General features: G+C 44.7%; 9 protein-coding genes. 8 read left to right on the top strand and 1 reads right to left on the bottom strand.

Translation table 11 applies throughout. The annotated features are described in order from the left end of the window. Positions 1-727: 727 nt before the first annotated feature. Positions 728-1456, top strand: a complete 729-nt coding sequence (locus ACR8BL_RS27135; RefSeq protein WP_434750407.1) for a YitT family protein — start codon at positions 728-730, stop codon at positions 1454-1456. A 198-nt stretch (positions 1457-1654) separates the two neighbouring features. Here ACR8BL_RS27135 and ACR8BL_RS27140 read toward each other — a convergent pair whose 3' ends face one another. After that, the gene (locus tag ACR8BL_RS27140) at positions 1655-2143 is read right to left on the bottom strand and encodes a DUF2188 domain-containing protein (RefSeq protein ID WP_434750408.1); all 489 of its coding nucleotides are present in this window, start codon (positions 2141-2143) and stop codon (positions 1655-1657) included. A 147-nt stretch (positions 2144-2290) separates the two neighbouring features. Here ACR8BL_RS27140 and ACR8BL_RS27145 point away from each other — a divergent pair, with 147 nt between their 5' ends. The 7 genes from ACR8BL_RS27145 (at position 2291) to ACR8BL_RS27175 (ending at position 26492) form a co-directional block, all read left to right on the top strand. Next, positions 2291-2824, top strand: coding sequence for a putative immunity protein (locus tag ACR8BL_RS27145; protein WP_434750409.1), 534 nt, complete (start codon positions 2291-2293; stop codon positions 2822-2824). A 107-nt stretch (positions 2825-2931) separates the two neighbouring features. Next, on the top strand, positions 2932-3732 hold the full coding sequence (locus ACR8BL_RS27150; RefSeq protein ID WP_434750410.1) for a lipid II flippase family protein: 801 nt from the start codon (positions 2932-2934) through the stop codon (positions 3730-3732). Between the two features lie 577 nt (positions 3733-4309). Next, complete coding sequence (locus ACR8BL_RS27155) at positions 4310-4915, top strand: anthranilate synthase component II (RefSeq protein WP_434750411.1); 606 nt, start codon at positions 4310-4312, stop codon at positions 4913-4915. Between the two features lie 27 nt (positions 4916-4942). Further along, positions 4943-6739, top strand: a complete 1797-nt coding sequence (gene pabB / locus ACR8BL_RS27160; RefSeq protein ID WP_434750412.1) for an aminodeoxychorismate synthase component I — start codon at positions 4943-4945, stop codon at positions 6737-6739. Between the two features lie 17 nt (positions 6740-6756). Then, on the top strand, positions 6757-10527 hold the full coding sequence (locus ACR8BL_RS27165; RefSeq protein ID WP_434750413.1) for a condensation domain-containing protein: 3771 nt from the start codon (positions 6757-6759) through the stop codon (positions 10525-10527). A gap of 19 nt (positions 10528-10546) precedes the next feature. Beyond that, positions 10547-12985 carry a non-ribosomal peptide synthetase gene (locus tag ACR8BL_RS27170; protein WP_434758292.1) on the top strand — a complete coding sequence of 813 codons (2439 nt, stop codon included), beginning with the start codon at positions 10547-10549 and terminating at the stop codon, positions 12983-12985. Continuing rightward, on the top strand, positions 12978-26492 hold the full coding sequence (locus ACR8BL_RS27175) for an amino acid adenylation domain-containing protein (RefSeq protein WP_434758293.1): 13515 nt from the start codon (positions 12978-12980) through the stop codon (positions 26490-26492). Before ACR8BL_RS27170 ends, ACR8BL_RS27175 begins: the two co-directional genes overlap by 8 nt. Positions 26493-26519: the final 27 nt, after the last annotated feature.

Here is a 26519-nt window from a genome sequence, read left to right on the forward strand (position 1 = left end):
GTCACAGTTGGGTGACTGCACTGTTATATTTGGAGGCTTCGGTCATAGAATAAAGGAGCAGGTAGCACCATTTGTAAGCATTGCTTATGCCCGTGTGCCTGTATGACGGCTGGAGCAGTCCAGAGGCTGCTTTATGCGTGTTTTTGCTGGGTTGCTTGTTTAGACCCGGTCCCATTGGTGTTATATAATAGAAGTACAAGAAAGTTAGCTTTGGTGTTTAAATTGAATTAAATTTGCAATGCTGTAAGTTGGTTGTCCTTTTTACACAATAACGAAGAGTGCAGAACCCAACTGTAGAAGCGAAGCGTTCGCGTTTATCACAGGATGTTCCCTTTTAAAAAAAGGAATCAAAAAAATCCGGGGATAACAGCGATCGAAAGTGGGTACTGCAATCGGAGTGGCAAGTGTAAAGTGACCTGTTCAACTTTCCGCATCATTTATTTTTCAATTTAACTAAGCACAGCTAACCACAACACACAGAAAGGATCAGGATACCATGAGTCCCCGAAGGACAATCTCCCCAAGGACAATCTGGAAACGTTACGATCTCTCATACACATAGCGCCCCTTGTAGAGTAAACCAACCGGTTCAAAAAAACGGCTGACTCTGCGAAAGAGGGGATTGGGATGAATATTCGAAGGACGTACACGATGATTTCTTCCAGGCTTACCTTTTGCAGGGTACGGTCGGTCTAAAAAACCAACTACAAACTGCGAGGGAACCTGTATGAAGAGAACATCGTTAACCTTACAACATGTTAAGACAGAAGCGATCAAGTTTGCGATTATGCTGCTTGGTACATTTATTTTGGCATTTGCTTATTATCACATTAACTTTCAGAATCATTTATCGGAGGGCGGATTTGTCGGTCTGGCCCTGCTCGGAAAATATGCAACGGGTTTATCGCCGGCGATCGGCATGTTGCTGCTCGACATTCCTGTCATGATCCTGGCCTGGTTCATTAAAGGCTGGAAATTCATGATTCAAGCGATGCTTGGTGTGGGTGCATTTTCCCTATTTTACGACGGCTTTGAGCGATACTCCACATTGGTGATGAATTTTAACGGAAACCTGTGGATTCCTGCGGTGCTGTCCGGTGTATTGACCGGGATCGGTGCGGGAATTGTGCTTCGTTTTGGTGGAGCGACAGGTGGAGATGATATTCTCGCTGTGCTCGTTAGCCGCTGGAAGGGATGGAAGCTGGGAACGGTTTTCTTTGTCAGTGATGCGTTCGTTCTGGGATTGTCCCTTTTCTTTCTTCCGGTAAAAGAAACTTTATATACAATTCTGGCTGTATGGATTGCCAGCAAAATGATTACGTATGTGGTCAGTGTACCGGCTCGCGGTACGGTTGTTACGACCTCGGCTGTGAAATTGCCGATCCCGTCCGTTGCCGCCAAAGCGGTCAATGTGGCTACAACACGGACTTCCGTGGCACAAGGCGTAACGCATTGAGTATGCAATTCAGAATAACCCATGGCTTATATGGCGTAAAAAGTATTCGGGCTTTATCAAGCTTTGACTGGTTTGAAGCAAGCTTTGATTTGGAGAGGAAATCCCTTTTGTCTGCATATCCGCAGCAAGAGGGATTTTTTGTTCTACATATGGAAAGCTGGGTAACCAAAGGATGCTCATGAACAAAAGAGCAGAACATTATGATTTAAGAGAACGGGCAATTTGTCCATCCTGATTATGAATAATGGCTCGAATATGTTGTTTGTTGCTCCACGCTTTGGCTGCATCCACAGCATCCGCTTTCGTATTATAGGTGGAATGATAATCGGATGTGCCTTCTTGTTTAATAGCCCAGCCCGATTCTGCGGGCACCACATGAATGTTATTATGACTTTTGGACGAAGAGACGGGTTCAGAGTGGCGCCTCTCTTTGGAAGAGGTGTCCGAGCTGGTAGTACCTTTACTATTTTCCATAGAAGATGTGGCAGAAGATGCATCGGAACCTGATGCCTTGTCATCAGGATGATTTTCATCCCATTCTTCGGCTTTAGCTGTTGCAATGGCAATTGCCCGTCCTTCCTCATAACTTTCTTCGAGCAGAGCGTTGGCGATTTCAATGGCTTTATGCCGGATGCGCGGTTTCAAGTTTTTCATCGATACGGGGTAATCATGTTTATTCCATGGCATAGGTTGTCCCTCCTGGATCGTATGGGTTAGTAGTATATTACCCTCAGGGAAATCGGGTAAACGAAACCACTTCCAAGAAAAACGATGATGTTTATTATCGAATATATATATGTATGTTGTAATCGAAGAGAAGGGGTGCGTTTTAAGATGAAACAAGAGCAGTATTCCTGGAATATACATGAACAGAATATTAAAAAAGAACAGGAAAATTTTAAACCAAGTGCGCCCAAAATTAAAATTACAGACAATTTGGATTTAAGAAATACAATGGAACAGGCTCTGGAACAAATACCACACAGCCTTCTTGCCAAGTGGGCTTTAGAAGTGGCATCCCCTTGCTTAGTGCATCTGGATGACCATTTAACAGATGACCCGCGAATCAACCTAGGAATACAAACATTGCAGCAGCGGATTGATGGCAAGATTCGAGCTTTTGATTTAAGGAAAGTCGGATTTGTGGTCAATGAACTGGCTAAAGAATCCACAACGGACATAAGTAGATGGGCTGCTCGTTCATTTGCACAAGCTATAGCTACGGGACATATGAGAGGTCATGCTTTGGTAAGCAGCGATTATGCAGTAAAAGTAATTAACGCTCTAACTGACAATTCCATCGAATCCGCTACAGATGAACGACAGAGGCACTTAAACATCATTCGAGATTGGTCGAATCGACTTTGAAGGATACAGCCTCTGTTCTGTATTTCCGTGAGCACAAGGCGTATAATACGTGATGATCGAATTGGATAAAATCAAACATTAGAACCAATATAAAGGAGAACGTACATATGTTCAGTCTAAGTCTCGCTTTTCCGATGGTATTCACTATGCTGATCCATGCAACGGATAGCTTGTCATATGCGCTTCGTCTAGGGGGATTGCGTACTCGTCGAATTGCATTGGCAATATCACTTGCAGGCATTTTGCTGCTGGTCTCTCGCACTTCCAATATGGCACAGGGCCCTATGATTGGCAGTCTGGTTGATTCCGCAACACGTGGAGCTAACCCACACTTTGCGGCACAGCTGCACTGGTTAATGGGTGCGGCAACCGCAGGAACGGCATTAGCTATACTCTGTTTCCCGACAATGGTCAAACTCTCATCGAGAATGGTTGTGCATTTTGAAGCCGCTGGTTCCATTCCTGGTATGGTTCGGCAACTACTGAAGCGGAGTAAGATTCGCAATGCAACGTATTACATCACTCCGCCATCCTGGGAGATGGCCAAACGTTTGGTACAACACGGCATGCCAAGACGGTTGATGCTGCTCAATGTAGCGGTGACTGCGATCTATACCACAGGTGTTTTATCCAGTTTATACGCAGCTTATCTGTATCCGGGACAGGCTGTAGCTGCATCCCAATCGACGGGATTGATTAACGGAATGGCGACCATTTTACTTACGATTTTGGTTGATCCGCGAATCTCACTGCTTAGTGACCGATCCTTACGCGGTGAGATTCGGCTTAATCGTATGAACCAGATTTATGGCTGCATGTTAATTTCCCGCCTTTTTGGCACACTGTTGGCGCAGCTACTGTTGATTCCTCTGGCCTACTGGATCGGTTGGATTGTAAGTATGATGTGATGATAGAGCTGGCTTATCAGGGATGTCACCGTACAATGATGAGGGCCAGCTTTTTTTGAATTCCGGCTCAAAGTGAATCGTAAAAAAAGACAAAAAGACTTATTTTGTATTGAAAATTTACATAATAGGTTATTAAAGTGCAAAATATTTAAAACAATGGTGGTATACTTATTTAATATGGGTTATTATGAAATAGAAATGTGTTTTCACTTTAATTCCCAACATATGATAAAAATTACCTTCTACCTGCTGTAACGCTTCAGATAACTCCCATTTTTTACCACAAAAAGGCAACCAGACGTCGTTCTCTTTGCTTCTCCTTTACAAGTCACTTATTCCAAGGTATCAACCCTCTGATTAGATTTCATTAAGCTGTAGTGAATATTATTTTGTTTATAACACAAACAATGAACTTAATTAAACCGAACAGTCTGTTTTTTTGGGATCCCCATGCCTGGCATTCTTGACTGAACTAGAATCAACTATGTACGCCATTTGTCAGACCGAATAGTCAGTCTTCTATCTCGTAAGTCATCCTTTTCTGAATTTTTATTTCATACTGGAGGGATACCTGCTCATGATCGTCATGATTGATAATTTTGATTCTTTCACGTATAACCTTGTGCAGTACTTCGCTGATTTGGGTGAGAGCGTAAACGTGTATCGTAATAATACGATTACGGTGCAAAAGTTGGAAGAGATATCGCCGGATTATATCGTGATTTCTCCAGGTCCATCCAATCCGTCTAATGCCGGAGTTTCTCTTGAAGTGATACGATATTTTGCTGGGAAAATTCCGATTCTTGGTGTATGTCTTGGCCATCAAGCGATTGCGCAGGCGTTTGGAGGGAAAGTGGAATCAGCCAGGCATCTGATGCACGGTAAGACCTCGGATATCTCGCATGATGGTAAAACATTGTTCAAAGGGATGCCGGCCGTTCTGAATGTGGCAAGATACCATTCGCTTATTGTCAATCCTGATCTGCCCGAAGAATTGGAAGTTACGGCATGGTCCAGCGAGGGGGAAGTGATGGGACTTCGCCATAAGAAATGGAGTATAGAAGGTGTGCAGTTCCATCCGGAATCCATCATTACGCCATCCGGTAAACAGATTCTGGCTAACTTTCTGCAGAACTGCTCTTACCAAAAGACAGAATCCGACTCCAGTTACGTTACGCTCTAAACTAACTTCTCAAGGAGGTATTCTTGAATGAATCAATCCGGTGCGAATCCGTACATCTTATTTGATTTTGTAGACGAGGATCGCTGTAAACAACGTAAAATTTTCACAAATCCTGTTGAAGTCATTAAGGCAACATCCATTGAAGAGGTAAAACCGGCTTTGAGGAAAATTCAGGACGCTGTTGATAAAGGATATTATGCAGTAGGTTATGTGTCTTACGAAGCTGCCCCGGCTTTCGATCCCGCTTTTCGAGTTCATTCAGATGTGGTTTTACCGCTGATATGGTTTGGTGTTTTTGAAGGGTATGATACAGGCTATACATCCTCATCTGATGAATATCAGATCTCAGGATGGGAACCAACGGTTACAGAGAAGACTTATCATCAAAATATACATAAAATTCACGAAGCCATCGCGCGGGGAGACACCTATCAGGTTAATTATACGATGCGTCTTCGAGCGGAATATGAGGGTGCCCCTTACGCTTATTATACAAAGTTATGTGATGCACAACAGGCAGATTACTCAGCCATGCTGCAACTCGGTGATATCAGTGTGTTGAGTGCTTCACCTGAATTATTCTTTAAAAAGAATGGTAATCAGCTGGAGACTCGTCCGATGAAAGGAACAGTGAAACGGGGGCTTCACCAGGAACAGGATGACGAATTGGCCGAGTGGCTGCATCATTCTCCGAAAAATCGGGCTGAAAATGTGATGATTACAGATTTACTCCGGAATGATCTTAGTGTTATTGCCGAGACGGGAAGTGTTCATGTACCGAGACTTTTTGATATTGAGAAATATTATACATTGTTTCAAATGACCTCTACTGTTACAGCAAAGACAAGGTCCCACATACAGTTGGAGGACTTGTTCACAGCACTTTTCCCCTGTGGTTCTATCACTGGGGCACCAAAAATCAGCACAATGGATTTAATTTATGAGCTGGAAGATACACCAAGAGAGATCTATTGCGGATCGATTGGTATGTTAAGTCCGGATGGTTCATCCGTTTTTAATGTAGCGATTCGGACAGTGTGGATTGATCATCAGCGGAATCAGGCTGAATATGGTGTGGGCGGAGGTATCACTTGGGATTCGACAGCTTCGGATGAATATGCAGAGGCCAAAACTAAAGCGTTGATGTTAACGGAACAAAAGCCATATTTTGAATTATTGGAATCGCTTCGATTGGAGAATGGGCAGTATTCCCTCTTGGGAAGTCATCTTGACCGGATGATGGATTCTGCGTCCTATTTTAACTTTCGGGCGAATAAAGAGGCTATTCAGAACCAACTGACGGCTTATGCCAGCGAACATGCAACCGGCCTGCATAAGGTCAGAGTGTTGTTATCTCCATTGGGAGAAATTTCGGTTGAGAGCACACTGCTTATAGAACGAAGAGAAACACAGACGGTAGCTCTCGCGAAATCACCAATTTTGTCCAATCAGCGCTTCTTATATCACAAGACAACGTATCGGGACATGTACGATGTTCATCGCATGGCATGCGGAGATGCTTATGATGTTCTTCTGTGGAATGAGCATAGGAAACTTACTGAATTCACAACAGGAAATGTTGTCATTGAGCAACAAGGTAAAAAATACACACCACCAAGAGGTAGCGGATTATTAGCAGGTACATTCCGAAATCAGCTCCTGAATGACGGAGTTCTTGAAGAAAAGGTATTAACGTACAGGGACCTAATCGAAGCAACAAGTATATGGCTTATTAATAGTGTCCGTGGGTGGGTCCCCGTTAAAATTTCACAGGAAAGTCTGGACCATTCGTTACAGGAACTCACCGTTACCTCAGGGCAGTGAAAGGAGAAAACGTTCAAATGTCATTTCATACTAACCTCCAACGTTATTTAAGAAATGAGCTTCCAGATCAACAACTTTCAATATCCATGCGGGCAACGACCTCTTATGGCACTTGGAATGAACGTAATATCCCAGCCACTGCTTCTGCCGCATTAAAGACGCAGGAACATTTCAAATATGGTCAGAGACCGAAACTGTGGGATTCACAATCCAATCTATCGGCTGGGGAACCAGCAATCCTGATCGGAAAAACACTTGACTATTCGGGACATCCCCGGACGCTTGCTGAGGCCTTTGATCTGACCGTAAGGAATCATCCAAAGAAAAAATTACATTATAAGATGGAAAATGGGGAAGTCCGAATATCAGATTATTTGGATTTGTCACAGAATGCTGAAAGCATTCTTCAAGGGCTAAGTCAACAAGGTGTCCAACCGGGGGACTCTGTCATTTTGCAAATTGAACGTATAGATCACTTCGTAGCTGCAATCTGGGCTTGTATACTTGGCGGTATGAACCCGGCGCCACTGAAGCCAGCTCTTCATTTGCCAACCGATCACGTGGATCACCACAAGCTGAAGCAGGTGTGGGAGTTATTGGATTATCCGCTCATTGTAGGAGATTCCGCTGGAATTTTTGAGGAGGAGGGCAAACGTGAAGGAACAGTAATTTCGGTAAACGAGCTATCGCAGCATGACCGTTCCCCGAATAGGCACAGTAGTGCGCCCCATGACCCTGTCCTTACCCTCTTTACATCAGGAACAACAGGTACTCCGAAGTGTGTCCGGTATCAAAATCGCCAGATCCTTGCGAATATTATAGGTATCAAACAACATTTGGGCCTGACTTCTGAAGAGATCACCTTGAATTGGATGCCTCTCTATCATGCTGGTGGATTGTTAACCAATCATATCCTCGGAGTTGTGTTGGGTAGTGAGCAAGTGTTAAGTTCTGTTGAGCGTTTTTTAAACTCTCCCACTTCATGGCTGGAAGATATAGAGGAGCATCAAGTCACATTCACCTGGGCTCCTAATTTTGCCTATGCACAGCTGAATCAGCATCAAGCCATCCATGCCAGGTCAGGGGACTTGTCATCGATTCGAACCATATTGAACGTAGGTCAGCCGATCTCAGCTCACACAGGCAAAGAATTCTTACATCAGTTAGTTCCACTTGGACTTAACGCTAATAGCATTGTTCCTGCATATGGCATGACCGAGTTTTCGGGCAGTCTCTGCTTCAGCAGAACGTTTGATCGTTCCGAGACCGGTGGAATTCAGCATATTGTGAAGGGATCATTGGATCGAAAATTAATCTTTTCAGATTCCTCCAATACGGAAGAAACAATAGCTTTTGTCGAGATTGGAGAGGTAATCCCCGGAGTAAGTCTGCGTATAGTAAATGATTGTAATGTTCCGCTTCCCGAAGCTCATGTGGGAAAAGTTCAGCTCAAGGGAGATTCAATCATAACGGAATACTTCAAAAACAAGGAAGCGACTAACAACGCATTGACTGACGATGGGTGGTTCGAATCCGGTGATCTCGGTTTTGTTAAAGGTGGAATGTTGACATTAACAGGCAGAGAAAAAGATGTGCTGATCATGAACGGAAAAAATCTTTACAACTATGAAATTGAAGCCGTGATGAAGCAAGTATACGGTGTTGATGCTGATTACGTGGCAGCAGCAGGAATTTCTGGTGGAGAGTCCGGCAATGACCAGCTGTTGTTATTTTATTCACCTCGGAATGACGATGAAGGATTAGATATATTCGTCATTCAGGAGATGAGAGGTAACATATCGAGACAGTTTGGCGTAAATCCAAGGTATATCGTTCCGGTGAGCAAAAGGGAATTCCCGCGTACACCTACAGGTAAAATCCAGCGACTACAACTTGTAGATTTACTACTGGATGGCCAATTTGACGAAAAGCTCAACCAAATAGAGTGTATGCTGCATGAACGTCAACAGGCTCAAAAGATGATGGAAGAAGAGGTTGCAGCAACTTCTGGTGAACAGGATGCTTGTGTACAGTCGGTAGAAGAGGATTCCGGAGAAGCACAGATCCAGCAGGACAAGTGCTGCATTATTCACTACACATCAGAGAAGGATCATTGCCATGAGGCTCTGGTGTACACCAAAGTACGTGAATATGTAAAGAAACATAATGTACTTCTTGACCGAATTGAAGTGTATAGACAACCTCATATAGGTGAAGGAGCGTCACTTTCTTCTGATTACTATCCATTTCTTAAAAAGGCATTTCAATCCGTCTTGGGATTGACCCAGGTGACCAACCATGATGATTTTTTTCAATTAGGTGGCGACTCCCTTCGCATGACTCGTCTACTCGCGATGATTGCTTCCGAGTATAGGGTGCGTATTCCGATACAGCGTTTTTTCAGACATGCAACCATCAACGGAATTCTTCAGGAATTGCAGAATGCGGAACCTTTAAATAACCATACTCCTATCCCGGTACAGCAGCAACGGACGGAGAAACTCCCGCTTACCATGAAACAAAAAAGTCAATGGGTCCTGCACATGATTGCTCCAGAGAGCGCCTTTTATACCAATACATTTTCAATTCACTTTACGGGTGTTTTTCATATATACAAACTTCAGAATGCTGTACAAGCACTGATTACGAGGCATGAGGCTTTGCGTGTCCGTTATGGTATTCAAGATGGGGAACCTTATCAATATGTTAAGGAGCCAGGTTCTGAGATAGAAATTAGACGGGTAGATCTTTCCCAGCTACAGGAACATGAAAGACATGTTGGAATTAGGATGGAGATTGATCAGGAAGCAAACTTGCGGTTTGACCTTGTGAACGATGCATGTCTCCGGTTGTGCCTGATTGATTGCGGCCCGGACAAACATATCCTGATTGTATCCATGCATCACATTATCTCTGATGGCTGGTCAGTAGAGATTTTCACCAACGAGTTGCTTCAATTGTATAAATCGGGGTTGGAAGATTCACATCAAATGTTAACGCCATCTTCTGTATCCTACTCCGATTATGTGCTGTGGCAATCTTCCATGGAGCAGGGCAGTGATTCTGCCCTGTGGGAACTAAAAGACCACTGGACCAGTAAGCTAAACCGAACATTACCCATCATACAAGTACCTTATGATTTTCCATATCCTGAGGTTAGAACGTACAAAGGAAATACGCTCGAACGCATCGTAGACTCCCGATTAACCTCCCGGACATTAGCGAAGGCAAACCGGTCAGGGGTTACACTCTTTATGCTCTTATTCGCGGTGTACGGCTACCTAATCCATCGTTTTACCAGACAGCCCTATATCCCTATTGGTACCGTAATGTCCAACAGGACCCGTGCCGAGGTGGAGAAGCTCATTGGATTTGTAGCAAATACCGTTATTTTACCCGTCGAGTTTAGTGAAAATATGACGTTTGATGATCTGCTGCAACAGGTTAAAGATATATCCTTGGATGCTTATCAACATCAGGAAGTACCTATAGAAATGCTGCTACCTGACCTTTCGTATCATATGGCACCAGGATTAACACCGGGTTTTCAAGTCATGTTTACATTGCAAAATGAATTCACACACCACTATCAGCTTGAGAACTTATCTGTACAGTTGATGATTGAAGCAGGAAGTACATCCAAGTATGACTTGATTCTACATGTATATGAGGAGTCAGATATTCTTAAGCTGCGTATGGAATACAACACGGATGTGTACCGAATGGAGACCATCGAGAGGCTTCTTGAATTCTATATCACCATGCTGGAAGGGGTTGTTGAGCATTAAGCTGTCGAGTCTGAATACAATGCCTGATACCGAGAGGCATATGCTTCTGGAGCAATTCAATGATACGAAGACCACATACCCGTTAGAAGCAACACTCGTCAGTTTGTTTGAGGAACAGGCGGAACGTTGCAGTGCACGAATTGCCTTACGTTATGAACATACAGAGATGACATATGCCTCATTAAATAGTAAGGCCAACCTTTTGGCGATATTGCTTCGACAGCAAGGTGTGAAACCAAATCAGGTTGTAGGCATTTTGTTTTCACGTTCACCTGGAATGGTTATCAGCATTCTTGCCGTGCTTAAGGCAGGTGGAGCTTATATGCCGATTGATCCCGAGTACCCCAAAGAACGTATTCAATACATGCTTGAAGATAGTAAAGCACAATTCTGTATCACGGAAGAGCAGGAGTATCTGCCTGAAGAAGTGTCAATTAAAACAATCGTTCCCGATCTACTGGATGACGATGGAATGGAAGGCATCTACGCAACTAATCCGAAACAAGTGAATCAACCATCGGATTTGGCATACATCATCTACACCTCAGGATCAACGGGCACACCCAAAGGGGTTATGATTGAACATTCCAATGTGGTCAGGCTGCTTTTTAATGACCGAAACTTGTTTGACTTCACTCAAGAAGATGTGTGGACACTGTTTCATTCATTCTGTTTTGATTTTTCGGTGTGGGAGATGTATGGGGCGTTATTGTATGGTGCCAGATTGATTATAGTTCCTCTGAATGTAACAAGAGAGCCAGCACAATTCTTATCGTTACTGCAGAATGAACAGGTCACCATTTTGAACCAAACTCCGACGGCCTTTTACCGAATCGCTAAATTGGAAGTACAGTCAGACTTGCATACACCGCTGGCTGTTCGAAAGGTGATTTTTGGGGGAGAAGCTCTTCAACCTATACAACTACTGGAATGGAAGAAGAAATATCCTCAAACTCAACTCATTAATATGTATGGCATTACGGAAACAACGGTTCATGTGACATATAAGGAAATGGAATGGGATGATATCCAAGGCAAAACAAGCAACATTGGAAAACCCATCCCTACGCTTCAAATTTATATTCTCGATGAACAGCGGGAACTGGTTCCGATTGGTGTGGAAGGGGAGATTTATGTTGGTGGTGAAGGCTTGGCCAGGGGATATCTGAACCGAGAAGAACTGACCGCTGAACGGTTTGTTCCCCATCCCTTTGCCGCCTCACAGCGGTTATATCGAACTGGAGATCTCGCACGCTGGCAGATGAATGGCGAACTTGAATATTTGGGAAGGATCGATCATCAAGTGAAGATCAGGGGTTTCCGAATCGAGCTTGGTGAGATCGAATCCAGACTTCTGGAAATCGATGGAGTACAGCAAGCGGTTGTAACGGTCAGGGAAGGGGATACAGGAGAGAGTGTTCTCTGTGCATATTACGTCTCTGATCGACTTCAGCAGAGCAAAGATTTACGAACAAGACTGTCTCAACATCTGCCACAGTATATGCTGCCTGCTCATTATACTCAAATGAAGACTCTGCCAATGACACTGAGCAACAAAGTCGATATTAGAGCACTTCCCGCTCCTAGCAACAGTGTGACTCCAACAGATGTTACCGATTTGGTTATGCCAAGCCATGAACTGGAATGGCAGATGCTGAACATCTGGCAGGAAATGCTGGATAACCGCAATATGGGTGTAGAGTGTGACTACTTTGAGCTTGGCGGAGACTCCATTCGTGTCATTGAACTGATCAGCCGAATGAACAGAGAGCTTGGACTACATATCCAAATTTCTGATGTGTATGATTATCCAACGATTCGCAAATTGGCTAGACATCGTAGTACTCTTCATGCACCCGATAACGTCCGGAAAGAGATAGAGATGGAGTTATTACAGATGCGTACAGAGTGGCTTGCGAACCCGACATTACGAGCCTTGTTACCCTCCAATGTGGAAGATGTGTACCCCATGAGCGATATTCAGCAGGGAATGGTGTTCCATTACATGAAGAATGAAGGGCTGGGCGTATATCACGATCAGTTTATATATCAGATTCATGGGCATCGAATTCAGGTGCTGAATCTTCAAACTGTTATGAATGAACTCATAAGCAGGCATCCCATTCTGCGGACTGGTTTTAATATTTCTGATTTTCCCGTACCTGTCCAATATAGTTGTGAACGTATAGATTTTGAAATTCAGGAGGTCGTGCTGGATCATCGGGATAGTGAATCAATAGAACAGGAAATTCGGAATTATATGGAGCTTGATCGGAAGCGACCATTTGATATCGAGCATGCTCCACTCTGGCGTCTGGTGATTTTCAATTCCACGGAGGAGTCATATGTGGGGTGGATCTTTCATCATGCCATTCTGGATGGATGGAGCGTTGCCGTCTTCATGTCGGAATTACTGAACTTGTACGGTGCTCTCAAAGGAGGGGAAGTCAGTGCCTGATCCGTTAAAAACGAGCTACAAAGATTATGTTATAGATCAGATGGCCCAATCTAGAAATACGTCCATTATGAAGTATTGGCGTGAAGAACTGCTGGATTATCGAAAATACTCATTCCCGGAACAGTCCGAGATTCATCATGGCAATTCAGTAGCCAACTCAAGCGTGACTCTCCTTCCATCGGAACTGTACACCCAGTTAAAAGAAGCGGCACGTAATCAGCGTGTTACGGTTAAATCCTTGTGTCTGTCTGCATTCGTCACTTCATTATATATGTTGTCCTATGAGGATGATATCCTGATCGGGCTTGTCGAAAATGGACGTCCTGTCCATGAGGATGGCGCACGCATATTGGGCTGTTTCCTAAATACTGTTCCTATGCGCACGCAATTTGACTCTCTAGTGAATTGGGGAGACATTACTCAAGATGTGTATCGTAAACAAGCCGCACTCAAAAAATATGGCCGATTGTCCCTTGTTCAGATTCTAAATGCAATTGGGGAGCAAAGCAGCCGAGAAAATCCGCTATTTGATATCGCCTTTAACTATATTGATTTTCATGTGTATGAGTCTGTGGAACAAGGAATGTTTGAATTTAAGTCTTATAGCTATGAGAAAACAAACACACTCCTTGATTTCAGTATTTCAGTAACTCTGGGTGAGTTGTCCGTCAAAATGGTGTCATCTTATCCAACAGCATTCACAGATCGGCTGCTTGAGGTATATCTAAGAGTTCTTGGTTGCTTGCTTACCAAACCTGAACAGAAGATCGATACAGCCGATATTATCACGGAGGAAGAACTCAAGTTACTCGAAACTTACAATGATACAACTGCCGAATATCCTTATGAGGCAACCGTTGTGGAACTGCTCGAGCAGCAGGTCATACAGCAATCTGAGCGAACCGCAATTATCATGGGGGAGGAGAAGTTATCGTACCGAGAATTCGGTAAGCGAGTGGATCAGTTTGCCATTCAGTTGCTTGAGTCTGGCGTTGAACCCGGACAAAATATTGGACTTATTTCAAGGCGATCCATAGAGATGATAACGACCATTTTCGGCATTTTGAAAGCAGGATGTACCTATGTTCCGCTGGATCCAGAGTTCCCGACTGAGCGAATTCGTACGATGCTTTCAGATAGTGATGTGGCTGTACTTATCGCTGAAAAGGATCTGTTCATCAGTGGCTATGAAGGCAAGCAGATCAATCTGATCCAGCAAGAACAGTTGCATAGTGACTGCGAGCGGCAAGCTGTGGACATATTCACGAAATGCCACAGATCTGCTGAAGATGTAGCCTATATCATGTATACATCAGGGTCTACAGGTAAACCGAAGGGTGTGCAAACGACACATCGTAATATTGTGAAGACCGTAATCAATAACGGTTTTATGGATATTCATGAGACGGACCGGATGTTACAGCTCTCCAACTATGCATTCGATGGTTCAACATATGAAATATTCGGTGCTTTACTAAACGGAGCTACACTTGTACTGATTCCCAAAGAAAAAGTCCTCAACGTATCGGAGCTTGCTGATACGCTGGAGCATGAACGAATCACTTCAGCTTTTATGACCGCTGTACTTTTTAATGCCGTTGTGGAGTGGGATGTTCAATGTTTGAAACATGTGAGAAGGCTTTTCTTTGGCGGAGAGGCTGGATCCAAAAAGCATGTGGAGAAGGCTCTGCAGATTCTGGGGAATGACCGGATTGCTAACGGATATGGTCCAACCGAAACGACCGTTTTTGCAGCGACTTATCTGGTCAATCAACATTTGCTACATTATAAAACAGTTCCCATCGGAAGACCTGTTCACAATACCCAGGCTCATGTAATGAATCGAAAGGGACAACTTCAACCTGTTGGAGTACCCGGCGAGTTGTATATTTCCGGTGATGGACTTGCGTCAGGTTACCAGCATCAGGCTGAGTTAACCGAAGAACGTTTTGTAATCGGTTTTTCTGGAGAAAGAATGTACAAAACAGGCGATCTCGTTCGCTGGTTGCCGGATGGAAATCTCGAGTATATGGGAAGATTGGATCAGCAAGTGAAGATTCGTGGAAATCGGATTGAACTTGGCGAAATTGAGAGCAGGTTGTCCAGGATTGAATCGATTCAGGATGCTGTGGTCATGACAGAGAAGGATGAGCAGGGACATACCTATTTATGCGCGTATATCGTCCCAAGTGATAACAAAACTCCTGTGTTGCACTGGAAAAAAGAGTTGAGGCAGACCTTGCCTGAATATATGATTCCCAATACGTTCGTTACACTGGAAAACTTCCCCATGACACTGAACGGTAAGCTCGATCGGAAGGCACTTCCCAAGCCGACGAGAAGACAGACCAACCATTTCGTTGCTCCGGCTAATGTATTTGAAGAGAAATTAGCACATATCTGGGAAGAGATTCTGGATATACAAAGCGTGGGAGTAGAGGAGCATTTCTTCGAAATCGGAGGGCATTCACTTAAAGCTATGATGCTTGTGGCTAGAGTGCAGAAGGAAACCGGCGTAAAGGTTTCACTACAGGATGTATTCATCATGCCTACGATTCGGGAGATGGCCATGTGGATCATGACAGCACGCTCGACAGACAAGCCTGGTGAGGAACTTGTGCCTGTACCCTACAGAGACACGTATCCGGCGTCTTCCATTCAACAACGGATGTACATTGTTCAGCAAATGGAAAATGCAGCTGTAAGCTACAACATGCCTTTTCTGCTCCGATTAAATGGCAAGCTGGATGTAAACGCCTTGGAGAAATCAATGCAGATGCTGATTCAGAGACATGAGACATTGAGAACTTCATTTGAGTTACACCATGGTGAACTGCGACAACGTATTCACAGACCTGATCAGATATTTCTTGAATCGTTGCGCCTCGAAGAAGCTGCATTAGCAGAGACGGAAGAATCGGCTATCCAGTTGTTTGCTGAACAATTCATCCAGCCATTTGATCTGGGAGAAGCTCCTTTGTTCCGAAGAGGTTTACTTCGGATGAATGAGGAGAGTCATGTGCTATTGCTTGACCTGCACCATATCATTTCGGATGCACGATCAATAGAGATTCTAATATCGGACTGGGTTCGGTTATATCAGGGGCAGACTCTTTCGGACATGAGCGTGCAGTACAAGGACTATGCGGTCTGGGAACAGGAGAAATATCTTCAACAAGAGGCATACAGCAAAAGTCAGGAGCACTGGTTGTCCTTGTACCAAGCCGAAGTCCCGGTTCTTGAAATACCAACAGACCAACTGCGCTCGCCGATCCGCAGATTTGAGGGAAGTCGGGTGAATGTAACGTTAGATCCTGTTCTTGTGAGTCAATTAAAAGAAGCGGCCAAGACCAATCAACAAACCTTATTTATGCTAATGATGGCCTCCTATCAGATTCTGTTGTCCAAATATTCAGCGGCAGAAGATGTTATAGTTGGCACTCCTTTCACATGCAGAGATACCATCCAGCATGAACGAATGGTAGGCATGTTCGCTAATACGCTGGCACTTCGAAGTGAACCCAAAGCAGAACTGACGGTAAGCATATATCTGGAGAAAATGAGAGAAATTACGCTGGCAGCATATCAATTCGGCCGATACCCACTGGAAGACCTGATAGATCGCTTGTCGCTGCCGTTTGATTCCAGTCGACATCCATTGTTCGATACAATGTTTATGCTACAGGATCATGTAACAGCAGAGAAGCATATACCAGGGCTTGAGGTCCAGTATGCCGAGTGGGATCATCATACATCAAAATTTGACATGACATGGGTCTGCACATATTCGGAAGAGGCTATGACGTTATCTGTTGAATACCGAACGGATCTGTGGGAATCACATACCATAAAACGGATGTTAAAGCATTATGTAAATTTACTGAATCAGATTGTGGCGTTTCCAGAACTGAAAATCGGGGAACTGGAGCTTGTAACCGAATCTGATATGGCACAGATAGATGTATGGAATAACAGCACTGCAGATTATCCTCAAGATGCTTCCGTTGTTGAGCTGTTTGAACAGCAGGTTGAGCTCGGTAGCGAGAGTCCGGCTGTCGAGATGGGTGGGTACCGTGTTACGTATGGGGAGCTAAATGATCGTGTGAATCGTCTTGCACAATACCTTATTTCACAGAATGTTCAGGCTGGGCAATGTGTCGGGTTAATCATGGACCGCTCCATTGAGGTCATTGTTGCAATGCTCGCCATCGTCAAGAGCGGTGGGGCGTATGTCCCTATTGATCCGAGCTTCCCTGCGGACAGGAAAGCATTCATGTTGAAGGATAGCGGGGCAAGGTGGTTGATTGCAGATCATCCTGATCAGATCCCTCACTATGAGGGAGAAGTTCTGATTTTTAATGAAAATGTTTGGGCACAAGAGTCCAATCGGAATCCGGTTCTTGACCGAAATCATATGAATAACAGTGGAGATGACCGGTCTCCTGGCCCGGAAGATCCCTTATATGTCATGTACACCTCTGGTTCCACCGGCACTCCAAAAGGAGTAATCACGACACACCGCAATGTGATCAAGACGGTAATTCATAATGGATACGTAGATATCACCCCTGAGGACCGTCTGCTACAGATATCTAATTATGCGTTTGACGGATCAACTTTCGATATCTATGGTGCCCTGTTACACGGTGCTGAACTTGTGTTGTTGAAACGGGAAGAGGTGTTGGATGGGAATGCTCTCGCCAAGGCCGTTCGCGAACAACATATCACGATTGCTTTCATGACAACGGCCCTATTTAACACGCTGGTAGATCTGGATCCAGCATGCTTGAACACAACTAGGAAAATTCTCTTTGGCGGTGAGAAAGTATCCGGAACACATGTCAAAAAGGCCGTTGATCTGCTTGGTAAGCATAGACTTATACATGTATATGGCCCGACAGAAACAACGGTATTTGCCACATTTTACTCCATCGTTTCTGGTGATTACATCCCAATTGGTCAGCCAACGAATAACACAAAAGTGTATGTGCTGAACCAGGAAGGCAAGCGACTACCTGTTGGTATTCCTGGCGAGTTGTATATAGGTGGACAAGGACTTGCCCAAGGATATTTGGGACAACCGGAGCTCACTCGTGACAAATTTATAACTAGCCCATTTGTTTCGGGAGAACGTCTATATCGGACTGGAGATTTGGTTAAATGGCTGCCAGATGGAAATCTGGAATTCATTGATCGAATAGACCATCAAGTGAAGATTCGTGGCAATCGGATTGAACTAGGGGAGGTAGAGGGACGCCTGCGTAAACTGTCAGGTATCCATGAGGCGATAGTGATGGCAGATCGTGATGATCAGGGTCACTCCTACCTATACGCATACATTTTATTTCAGGATGGAGAAGCGAAGCAGTCTTTTCAAGAACTGGTAACGATGTGGAAGCAGGAACTCAAGCAACAAATGCCTGAATATATGGTCCCAACCCTCTTCTCTATTTTGAATGAGATACCGCTTACTTCGAATGGAAAGATTGATCGGAAGAAACTTCCGAAGCCGACAATTGTACGAGGGCAGCAATATGTTCCAGCAGAGAATCCAGTCCAACAGGGCTTGATTGAAATATGGGAAAGCGTTCTAGGTATTAAGAAGATAGGAATACAGGATCATTTCTTTGAATTGGGTGGACACTCTCTGAAAGCCATGTTACTAGTAGGCAAGATTCACCAGGAATTTGATGTCAGACTTACCTTGCTGGATGTATTCCAGACCCCCATTCTTCGGGACATGGCTGGATGGATCCAGAGGGCCGCTCGAAATCAGTATAGAGCCATCGATCCGGCTCCAGTGATGCAATCATATCCTGTGACATCAGTTCAGAAGCAAATCTACTACGCCCAGCAGTATGAAAACAGTGGAACAAGTTATAACATGCCAATGTTATTTGAAATATCAGGAGCATTAGACATAGCTCGTCTGGAAGCATGTTTTAGACGGCTCATCGCACGCCATGAAATCCTACGGACTTCATTTGATATGGAAAATAGCGAATTAGTTCAACGCATTCATTCAATAGAAGAAGTGGAATGGAGGCTTGAAAGGTGGACTATGGATTCATTGGAGTCCTCGATCAAGGAATTGGATGGAACTGAAACATATTCAATGTCTGGCGTAATGTCCACTTGGATTAAGCCGTTTGATTTGGCAGAAGCACCGCTGATCAGGGCTAGTGTGATTGAAATTGATAAGGAACGGTATGTATTGGCGCTGGATACACATCACATTGTTTCTGACGGGGTGTCTACTCAACTGATATATGATGAACTGTTTGATCTTTATCAGGTACGGGAACTTGATCCGATACGTGTCCATTACAAGGATTATGTAATGTGGAAACAGAAACAGCAGATGAGTCGTACCTATGAGGAAGCACAGCAGTTCTGGTTGGATCAGTACTCAGAATTTGAGAGTTCGGCAGAACTTCCAATGGATCGTGCACGCCCTGCCATCAGATCGTACAATGGGGAATCCTATACATTTGGTTTGCCAAGTAAAAAGGTACAGGAGTTGAAAAGAACAGCTGCCGGTTACGGCGCTACTCCATTCATCCTTCTTTTATCAGTGTATGGCCTGATGTTATCTAAATATACGGGGGATGAAGACATCACCGTAGGGGTACCGATTGCTGGAAGAGAACATGTAGATGTGGAGCCCATTGTGGGGATGTTTGTAAACACGCTGCCTTTGAAGCTTAATCTGGCTGCTGATCTGACGGTCGGTGATTATATCCAGCATGTCAAAAAATATATGCTGGCAGTAAATGAACGAGGCATATGTTCTCTCAGTGATCTATTGGACAAACTTCATTTTTCTTTTCAACCTAACCGAAATCCCTTATTTGACACATTGTTTGTACTGCAGGATATGACGCTTCCTGTCAAAACGCTTCAGGATATATCTGTTCGCAAGTTGGATTGGCATGGACAGCAGGCCAAATTCGATATGTCCTGGGTATGGCATGAAGATGGGGATGAATTCGTGGCTGAGGTTGAATACAGTTCAGATCTATGGGATCGGGTTACCATCGAACAAATGACTCGTCATTATGTTCATTTGCTGGAACAACTATTAAACAGCATGGATACGAAACTTCGGGAGCTGGAGCTGCTTACCCCGCTAGAAAAACAGTATTTTAGAGAGCTTAATAAAACCGATGCTGAATATCCAAGAGACTGGACGGTTACGGATGCATTTGAATTCATGGTATCAGAGCAACCTGAACACGAGGCACTCTTGTACGGTACAGAGATGGTGACTTATGGACAACTGAACGAACGTGTAAACCGGATGGCGGCATTACTCAAACGACGTGGAATTAAGTCTGGTGACTATGTTGGACTGTTAACGCATCGTAAACCGGAGATGATCATTGCCATTCTGGCGATATTAAAAGCAGGAGGAGCGTATGTCCCCCTCGATCCCCAATTCCCGGAAGAGCGACTAACTTACATTTTACGGGACAGTGGAGCGCAGTGGCTCATCATGGAGCAGCATCAGACCCTTGACTCCTACACGGGAACAATCATCCCACTGCTCGAACCACAAGTTTATGCAGAGGGGAGCACGAGTTACACATCAATCTCATATTCAGCAGAGCAGCCAGTCTATATCATGTACACCTCGGGTTCTACCGGAATGCCCAAGGGTGTGGTAACCAGTCACCGCAATGTAGTGAAAACCTGTATCAATAACGGATTTGTTGAAATTGGGCGAGAGGATCGGATGTTACAGTTGTCCAATTATGCATTTGACGGCGCCACGTATGAAATCTTTGGAGCACTTCTTAATGGAGCAACGCTCGTGTTAATGCCTAATCAACACGTTTATGATGTGTCGTATCTTACACGCACATTAAGACAAGAGAGGATCACGAGTCTCTTCATGACAACCTCTCTGTTCAACACGGTAGTTGATTATGACGTACACAGCCTGCGTGGTATGAGGAAACTGTTTATTGGGGGAGAAGCTGCCTCGGTGAAGCATGTCATTAAAGCGCTGGATGTGTTGGGAGGACATCGGATTGTAAATGGTTATGGTCCGACCGAGACGACCGTATTTGCAGCAACGTACTCTATTGATGAGAGCATAAGGGAAACCGGGCGTGTTCCCATTGGCCGAGCTATTCATAATACAAGGCTCTATATATTGAATACATGGGGCCAGCCCCAACCCGTGGGGGTTCCTGGAGAATTGTACATCGGAGGCGAGGGTCTGGCTGCCGGATATTTGGGACAACCGGAATTGACGGAAGAGAGGTTTTTAGCCTGGCACATGCAAGGGGAAGATAGAATCTATCGCACAGGAGACCTCGTAAGGTGGTTAAAGGATGGCACCATAGAATATCTGGGAAGATTGGATCAGCAAGTGAAAATCCGTGGAAATCGGATTGAGCTGGCAGAGATTGAGGATCACATCCTTGCTCTACAAGAGGTTAACGAAACTGTAGTTACCGCACATCGGGATGACCAGGGGCATTCCATGTTGGTGGCGTACGTTGTAATTGACTCTGCAAATGTACTTGCCCAACCTGAAATGAAAAACGAACATCAAGCCGAAAACTGGAGAAAAATTTTAAAAGAAACACTTCCTGAGTATATGATTCCATCTGTATTCATCGAGCTCTCATCCTTACCGCTTACACGGAATGGGAAGCTGGACCGAAAAGCGCTGCCTAAACCCGACATTGCAAGATTGTCTTCAAATTATGTGGCTCCATCAACACATACGGAGAAGGAACTGGCGCAATTGTGGACTGAGGTTCTGGACCTTACACAAGCGGGCTTGCATGATCATTTTTTTGAAGTGGGTGGTCATTCACTAAAAGCAATGGTACTCATAGCGAAAGTGCAGGAGAAATGGGGCATCAAATTAAGCATGCCGGATTTATTTGATGCTCCAACGCTGAAACAGATGGCTTCATCGATTGACCAAGGGGATAAGCAGAATCATGCTCGTATCCCGCGTGTCAATGAGCAAGAGGATTATCCCGTATCGTCGGCACAGAAGAGATTATATTTGGTGGAACAGTTTGAGGATACCGGCACAAGTTACAACATGCCCATGGTACTGAGGATAAACGGGAAACCCGATGTGATCCGGTTAGAGCTTGCGCTTAAAGGACTTATTCGTCGGCATGAATCGCTAAGAACCTCCTTCAGAATGGTTGATGGTGAACTGCGACAGCTCATTCATGAACTGAAAGACATGCATTGGAAACTGGAACACAGAGCCGAACCTGAAACTTTTGCAGTTCTTGAGAGAGATGAACAAATTGCTCGGTATATTGGCACATTTGTCCGTCCCTTCGATCTTGGATGTGCACCGCTTATGAGAGCAGGCTTATGTACACTTTCAGACAGAGAATATGTGCTGGTCGTGGACATACATCACATTGTGTCGGACGGAGTGACGACCGGAATTCTGTATCAGGATTTGATCCAGCTCTATCAGGGACATTCTCTTGATGGGATGACAGTTCAATATAAGGATTACACCGTGTGGATGAATGAACAAAAGAATAAGTCGTCCTACCTGACGAGTGAAAATTACTGGCTCAAGCGGTACGAGAAAGACATCACCGTATTGGACATCCTCACAGAGGGGCGTCGCCCAAGCAGGCGACAATTCACAGGTTCTTCCCATACGTTTGAACTGAGTGTTGAGCTGAGTAGTGCAGTGAAACAGTTAGCGCAACAGACAGATGCCACGCTCTTCATGGTGATGTTGGCAGCGTATAACATTCTGCTGTCCAAGTACACGGGGGAAAAAGATATTGTTGTGGGCATTCCATTTGCGGGAAGAACACATACGGATATCTCTTCCGTTACAGGCATGTTCGTGAACACTTTGGCGCTGAGACAAGAATTGTGTGGTGATCTTCGGATTCACGAGTGGATCGGTCATGTACGCAGGGACACGTTGCTGGCTTATGAACATGGAGAGTACCCATTGAATGAACTTATTGAGAAGCTGCAAATCACAAGAGATCCAGAGCGCAATCCGTTATTTGACACCATGTTTGTTCTACAAGATGCCAAACCCCGAACGGTAGAACTGCAAGAGTTGAATATTGAACCTCTGGATTGGACGAGTAACACTTCTAAATTCGATATGACTTGGGTAGTTCACGAGAATCAGAAATCTCTTAAACTGACCATAGAATATGCGACAGATCTTTACGAACATTCTCAGATGGAAAATATGGCGCTTCATTATGAGCATGTGTTAAGGCAAATGTCTACCTCTCCAGACATATTACTGGACGAGATCAGGCTGATTACTCCCTCGGAAGAGCAGGAGATATTGGGGCGGTTCAATACCACTTACGCAGAGTATCCGCGTGATCGTACGATTAGCCAGTTGTTTGAAACCCAAGCGTTGCTTCGTCCGAATCAAACGGCGTTGCACTTTTATGGGGAGACGTTAACTTATCAGGAGCTTAACCAGAAGGTCTGTAAGCTTGCAAGTTATCTTGAGCAGAGCGGCTTACGCCGTGGAGATGCTGTCGGATTGTTGGCAGACCGTTCGATTGACATGATTGTGTCGATTTTGGGAATCTTGCGAGCAGGAGGCGTATATGTTCCGCTGGATCCATCCTATCCACAAGAGAGAATGATCTATATGTTGGAGCACTGTCATGCAAGTATGCTCGTTGCTCCATCGGATAGACCTCTCCCTGGGTTCAAAGGGTTTGTGGTTCCACTGGAAGAATCCAGTCGAAGCCAATTAGAGAAGAACACATTGTCTGTTCAATACGAAAGTAGTTCAACGACATTACCGGATGAAGCGACCCTGCCAGCGTACATTATGTATACTTCGGGATCGACCGGATTACCGAAAGGTGTGGTCACTACACACCGAAATGTTATAAAGACTGCAATGAATAATGGATTTATTGATATCCGTGAAGAGGATCGAATGTTACAGCTCTCCAACTATGCCTTTGACGGATCAACTTATGAGATTTTCGGTTCATTATTAAACGGGGCAACGCTTGTACTGATCAGTAGAGAAGACATGCTGGATATCAACAAGCTTTCCTCCATCATGAAGGAGCAACGGATTACATCTGCCTTTGTAACCAGTGTACTGTTTAATGCGCTAGTTGATCATGATGTAACCTGTCTGCAACATGTGCATCGATTATTTGTCGGAGGAGAGGCACTTTCTAAATCGCATGTCATGCAAGCTCATCAATATCTTGGAGATGATCGGATCGCGAACGGGTATGGTCCAACCGAAACAACCGTTTTTGCGACGACATATAATGTTGGGCGTAATTTGGCAGGTCATGGCTCGGTTCCTATTGGAAGACCCATTCATAATACAAAAGCCTATGTACTCGATGCGCAAGGCCATCTTTTACCTGTCGGTATAGCTGGTGAACTGTACATTTCCGGTGAGGGTGTAGCAGAGAAATATGTCGGGGATGCGGATCTGACGCAGAGAAGGTTTCTGGAAGATCCCTTCTGTCCTGGTGAACGAATGTATCGGACAGGGGACAGAGTTCGATGGATGCCTGATGGCTATATTGAATTTCTTACACGGATCGATCATCAGGTCAAAATTCGCGGGCACCGAATTGAACCGGGAGAGATTGAGTCTAGGCTGATACAGCATTCTGACGTACAGGAAGCGGTCGTTGTTCCTCGACAGGACGATACAGGACATTATCTGTGTGCTTATATCGTTTCATCCGAAGGATTCCAAGAACAAGAGCTCAGAAAATATGTTCAGCACAGTTTGCCCGAATATATGGTGCCGTCGTATTTTGTACCGATTGCCAAGCTCCCGGTAACGCGTAACGGCAAGTTGGATCGAGGAGCTCTCCCGGCACCGGATCTGAACAGCATAAAAGGGGATTATCGTCCACCTGTAACTCAAGAAGAACAAATATTGGCCCAAGTCTGGTCAGAAATACTGGGTGTGGAACGTGTGGGAATCGATGACAACTACTTTGTCCTCGGAGGGGATTCCATTAAATCCATACAGATCGCATCAAGACTCGCTCGTTATCAGCTCAGACTACAGGTCAAGCATTTAATGCTGTATCCGACAATTGCGGAGTGTGCCGAGTTTTTGGAACCTATGGAAATGAGGAAAGAGCAACTAGAACTCATTGAAGGAGACATCCCTCTCACGCCAATTCAACAATGGTTCTTTGCACAAGGTTACAGCAACATGGATCATTGGAATCAATCGATGATGTTATACAATCCAGAAGGGTGGGATACGGACACGGTAAAAGAGGTCTTCCATAAACTTTGTGAACACCACGATGCATTACGTATCCGATTCGATATCCAACCCGATGGTGTGGTACAGCGTGTTTCCTCAATAGACAAGGATAAGGATTTCCCTGTGGAAATACATGAAGTAGAAGCTGACTGGGACGATGCCCACCTAGAATGTCTTGCTACAGCGATTCAATCCAGGGTGAACCTGAGACATGACTTAATTCAGCTTGGTTTGTTCAGAACACCTGAAGGTGACCATCTGCTTATTGCAATGCATCACCTTATTATTGACGGCGTATCATGGCGAATTCTGCTGGAAGATTTCCACTGTATGTATCAGGCTATTCTCCTGGGTGACAAGACGGTGAAGTTGCCTGAGAAGACGGATTCCTATGCCTTCTGGAGTCGTGAACTTCAGAACGTAGCCACAGCGGAAGAGATGAAGCGTCAACATGCCTACTGGCGCAAGCTAAATCAGAAAGCGCTACAACTTGGCGATCGTCATGATAAACCTGGTTTACTCAAACAAAGCAAGACAGTGACTATGGAACTGGAACCATACAGAACACGCCAGCTATTGACTGAAGTTCATCGTGCGTATCACACCGAAGTCATGGATATTCTGTTGACGGCTCTTTCCATGACGTATGCAAAAGACATTGTTATCGATCTTGAAGGACACGGGAGAGAAGGAATACTGGACCATGTGGATACCACAAGGACCGTAGGTTGGTTTACCGCGATCTATCCTGTACTTCTCCGTACAACTCATGAAGAACTTAGTGAAGCGCTGCGTCATACGAAAGAAATGCTTCGTGGCATTCCCGGCAAGGGGAGCGGGTATTCAATCCTGAAATATCTGACTACCGGGTTCACTTTTGAAGGGGGGGCGTGTAATCCCGATATCGTCTTTAATTATCTGGGGCAATTCGGAGGAGATACACAAGGCGAGTCGTTCACCATGTCACCTATGCCTATGGGAGAATTGATCAGTCCACTTAACAGAATGTCGCATTTCGAAGAGTGGAACTGTGTTGTCGATCAGGGGAAATTCCAACTGATCCTTCGTTATGATCCTTCAAGAATGGATGAGAGAGAAGCTATGGAGCAAGTAGCCCGCTACGGCTCGAATCTGGAGAGATTGATTGTACATTGCCTGACTCGTGAAGCCGAGGAATTTACACCGAGCGACTTTAGCGATGCAGACCTCACGTTGGACGAGCTTGATGATATCTCGGATATCATTGGCAAGCTGTGAGCATTCCGGAGATTTCTGAGAATGAAA

Source organism: Paenibacillus amylolyticus (assembly GCF_051136285.1).
GTDB classification, from domain to species: Bacteria; Bacillota; Bacilli; order Paenibacillales; family Paenibacillaceae; genus Paenibacillus; species Paenibacillus amylolyticus_F.